The sequence below is a fragment of the Streptomyces sp. NRRL WC-3742 genome, assembly GCF_000720635.1.
Classification (GTDB): domain Bacteria; phylum Actinomycetota; class Actinomycetes; order Streptomycetales; family Streptomycetaceae; genus Kitasatospora.
In genome coordinates this window covers 1-3,434 of record NZ_JOCF01000148.1, presented here as the reverse complement: position 1 = coordinate 3,434, position 3,434 = coordinate 1, and the positions used below count along the sequence as shown (strand labels likewise).

At 74.5% G+C, this 3,434-nt stretch carries 3 protein-coding genes; all 3 read right to left on the bottom strand.

Features of this window, described 5'->3' with window-relative positions:
- Window positions 1–227 precede the first annotated feature (227 nt).
- The 3 genes from IH61_RS0139635 to IH61_RS0139625 all read right to left on the bottom strand — a co-directional run bounded on the left by IH61_RS0139635 (window position 228) and on the right by IH61_RS0139625 (window position 2,414).
- Window positions 228–980: an SDR family NAD(P)-dependent oxidoreductase gene (locus IH61_RS0139635; protein WP_031079253.1), complete on the bottom strand. Its 753-nt coding sequence runs from the start codon at window positions 978–980 to the stop codon at window positions 228–230.
- 82 nt (window positions 981–1,062) lie between these two features.
- Window positions 1,063–1,494 carry an Rrf2 family transcriptional regulator gene (locus IH61_RS0139630; protein WP_031079251.1) on the bottom strand — a complete coding sequence of 144 codons (432 nt, stop codon included), beginning with the start codon at window positions 1,492–1,494 and terminating at the stop codon, window positions 1,063–1,065.
- A 548-nt stretch (window positions 1,495–2,042) separates the two neighbouring features.
- Window positions 2,043–2,414 carry a hypothetical protein gene (locus IH61_RS0139625; protein WP_051838781.1) on the bottom strand — a complete coding sequence of 124 codons (372 nt, stop codon included), beginning with the start codon at window positions 2,412–2,414 and terminating at the stop codon, window positions 2,043–2,045.
- Window positions 2,415–3,434: the final 1,020 nt, after the last annotated feature.

Below are 3,434 nucleotides of genomic sequence, written 5' to 3'. Positions count from 1 at the left end.
CGAAACAGCCTTCTCCCCAGCTCAGAGCACACCTTCACACGGGCTCTGTTCGATTCCAGGGCCAGGAAGACGATTCGCATGCCATCGGAAACAGGTACTTAGGCGTTGGGGGGCGTGTCCGAGGGGCCGGCGGGCCGGCGGGTCGCGGGCGGGGGCGCCGGGGGGCGGGGCGGTCGCTGCCGGCGCGGTGTGGCGTCGTCGCAGGGCCGAAAGTGGCCGAGGCTGCGTCAGAGTTGGGTGGCGCCGCCGTCGACGAAGAGTTCGGCACCGGTGGTGAACGAGCTCTGGTCGGCCGCGAGGTAGAGGGCGGTGGCGGCGACCTCCTCGGGTCGGCCGACGCGACCGAGGGGGGTCGGTGCGCCGTGCCCGGCCGCCGCGGACTGCCCGCCTTGCGGCAGGGCGGCCCGCAGCTCGTCGGCCCCGGGGGTCTCGACGGGACCGGGAGTCAGGGCGTTGACCCGGATCCCGCGGTCGGCCAGCTCGGCAGCCCAGGTACGGGCCAGGCTCCGGATCGCGGCCTTTGTGGCGGCGTAGACACCGAGGCCCGGAGCCGCTCGTAGCGCGGCGCTGGAGGAGAGCAGGATCACCGAGGCTCCGGCCGGCAGCAGCGGCAGGGCCTTTTGGACGGTGAAGACGGTGCCCTTGAGGTTGACGGAGGTGGTGCGCTCGTACTCCTCTTCGGTGATCTCCCCCAGTGGGCCGTAGCCCCCGACGCCGGCGTTGGCCAGGACGATGTCCAGCCGGCCGCTGCGCTCGGCGATCTCGGCGAACAGCCGGTCGAGGTCGTCCAGGTTCGACGCGTCGCCCTGGATGCCGATGCCGCGCGGGCCGACCAGTGCGACGGCGGCGTCCAGTTCGGCCTTGCGACGGCCGGTGAGGTAGACGCTCGCCCCCTCTGCGGCGAAGCGGCGGGCGGTGGCGAGGCCGATGCCGGTCGATGCACCGGTCACCAGGGCGCTCTTGTGCTCCAGCAGTCCCATTGTCGTTCTCCAGTCCTTGAGGTAACCATCTTTGTTACGTTTGTGGGCGGGAAAAACATCCCCGCGAAGGGGGGCGGTCGAATCAGGTTGCTCTGAGGACGTCCCGCAGGACGGCTTCCAGTGTCGTTCTCGCCAGCTCCTTGCGAAGGGCCGCCTCGATCTCGTCGTAGACGGCGGTCATCGCCGGCCCGATGCCGTGGCCCACGACGCACTCCGGGTCGGGGGTCGAGCGGTGCAGGGCGAAGAGCGGCCCCGCCTCGACCGCCTCGTAGACATCGAGAAGGGTGATGTCCGCCAGGTCTCGCGAGAGCGTCCAGCCGGCCCCCGCGCCTCGCCGCGAGTGGACCAGTGCGGCCTTGCGCAGTTCGGCCAGCAAGCGGCGGATCACCACCGGATTGGTGTTGACGCTCGTCGCGACCTGCTCGGAGGTGGCGACCTCATGGCCACGGCGCTGGTAGAGCCCGATCCAGGTCAGGGCGTGTGCCGCGATCGTCAGTCTGCTGTTGGCGCTCACGCCGCACCTCCCTCGCCTTGAAGCAACAGTAATAGTTACAACCAAGCCCGGCAAGCCCCTCCGGGACGTCCCGTCCACACCGCGCCCGCAACCGTTCCCGGGCGTGGTGGAGCGCGGTCGTCGGGCAGCGCTGCCCATGGACGGAGCCGGTGGCGACCTGGCCGACGGCGGCAGGAGAGGGGACCGTGGTTTCGTCGAACGTGGGAGCAGTGACGGTCTCGGCGATTGCCCGCAAGCGCGAACGAGGATCCTCCGGGCCGGCCCGGAGACCCGAGGGGAGGGGCGCTCGCGGCCCTGGCTCCGGGACAGGGCGGGCGGGGCCCATCGCGCAGCGGCGACGCCGCAGGCGCCCTTGGCCGACCGGGCCGGCCCTGACCCTGCGGAGACGGGCGGCTCCGGCCCTCGATACACGCGCAACCGAGTGGGGAACCGGGAGCGGGCCCGGCCGTTTTCGCGGCCCTGGCCGCAGTTCCGTGAATCCACAGGCCAGGGCGTCGGCGCAGAGATGCTCGTCCTGCGCGGCCCTCGTTCGGAATCCCGACCTGGCATCACCACTGATCCACCATCATCTGGGCGTCCTCGGCGCTGTTCCAGAACGGGCGACCCACGACATCCGCGAGCGCCCGCGCCAGCGCAGGGCTGTAGACGCCTCGGACCCGGAGGTTCTCCAGGAAGTCCCTACGCATCACGACCGCGATGTACCGGTTGAAGCGGCCGCGGTGACGCCCCACCACGTACAGCCGGTCACTCCAGTCCCAGTGCGGGGGCACCACCCACACCTTGGCGCCGGGGGCGAAGTGCTTCGTCCCACGGCGGACTTCCAACCCGCCGCGGCCCTGTACGGTCACCTGAACGATATTGGCCACAAGGCCGATGCCCAGAAGTGCCGGGTCGGATTCCGCTGCGAGTTCCTCGGCCATCCGAGCATGGTGACCCGATCACCGCGCCGCCCGCACCCGGTTTCCGGCGGCGGCCGGCGCGCGGCAGCTCAAGCCCGGAACGAGATCCTTCACGGAACTGTGGCCAGAGCCGTTTTCGCAGATCCTCGTCAGGGCGTCGTCCCCGCCGGTGACGGTGCGTCCGGGCGGCAGGGGGAGGGCGAGGGCGGCCGGGGCGCCGGCCAGGGGTGTGCTCCTGCGGGCCGGGCCAGGGGCGGGGGGCGACAGGCCCTCGCCGCGCGGTTCGCTCCCGCCACGGGCTGCGGGGGCGGCCGTTGGCCGGGCTGCGGGCCGGGGCGGTGAGGGATTCGGCCCGCCGGAGGAGGCGGGCCGGGGCGCGGGGCGGCGGCCTGCGCCGCCGGCGCCAGGGCCCGCTGCGGCGGGGCGGGCGGGCGGTGCTCACGTCCGGCGTGTCGAAGCCGGCTTCGGCGAGGACGGCTGCGGCGAGGACGGCTTCGGCGAGGACGGCGGCGATGCCCGCGGTGGTGTCGTGGCCGGCCGCCGCGCTCCAGCCGCGGGCCCCCGGCGCGCAGGCGCCGCAGTGGCCGCTGTCGCCGCTGTGGCCGCTGTGGCCGCGGCCGGGCCCGGACGCCCCGGGGGCCTGACGCCTGTTCCGGTTCGGCCGCCGGGTCGCGGGCGGGCGCATCCGCCCCGGCGGCGTCCGGCAGCGCGGGGACGGGGCCCGGCCCGCAAAGGGGCGAGGACTTCGGCGGCGGCGCCGCCGTGCTCCCCGCCCCGCCGCGGGCGCTGCCACCAGCCGTGCGGCAGCGCCCGCGGGTCGCGGGCACCCGCCTGCGTGCCCTCGCCGGGGCGCGGCTGTCCGGTGCACCGGGGGCGGCGCCCTTCGTCGGCGGCGTCGTGGGGGGGGCGGCATCCGCAGGCGGTTTCGGGGTGGGCGCGGTGCGGGCGTTGCCACCGCCCCGCCGGGGCGGGGCGGGGCGGGTGACGGTGTGCCCGGGCGGCCCTGGGGCCGCGTCGGGCCGGGGTGTGTCCGTGCGGGTG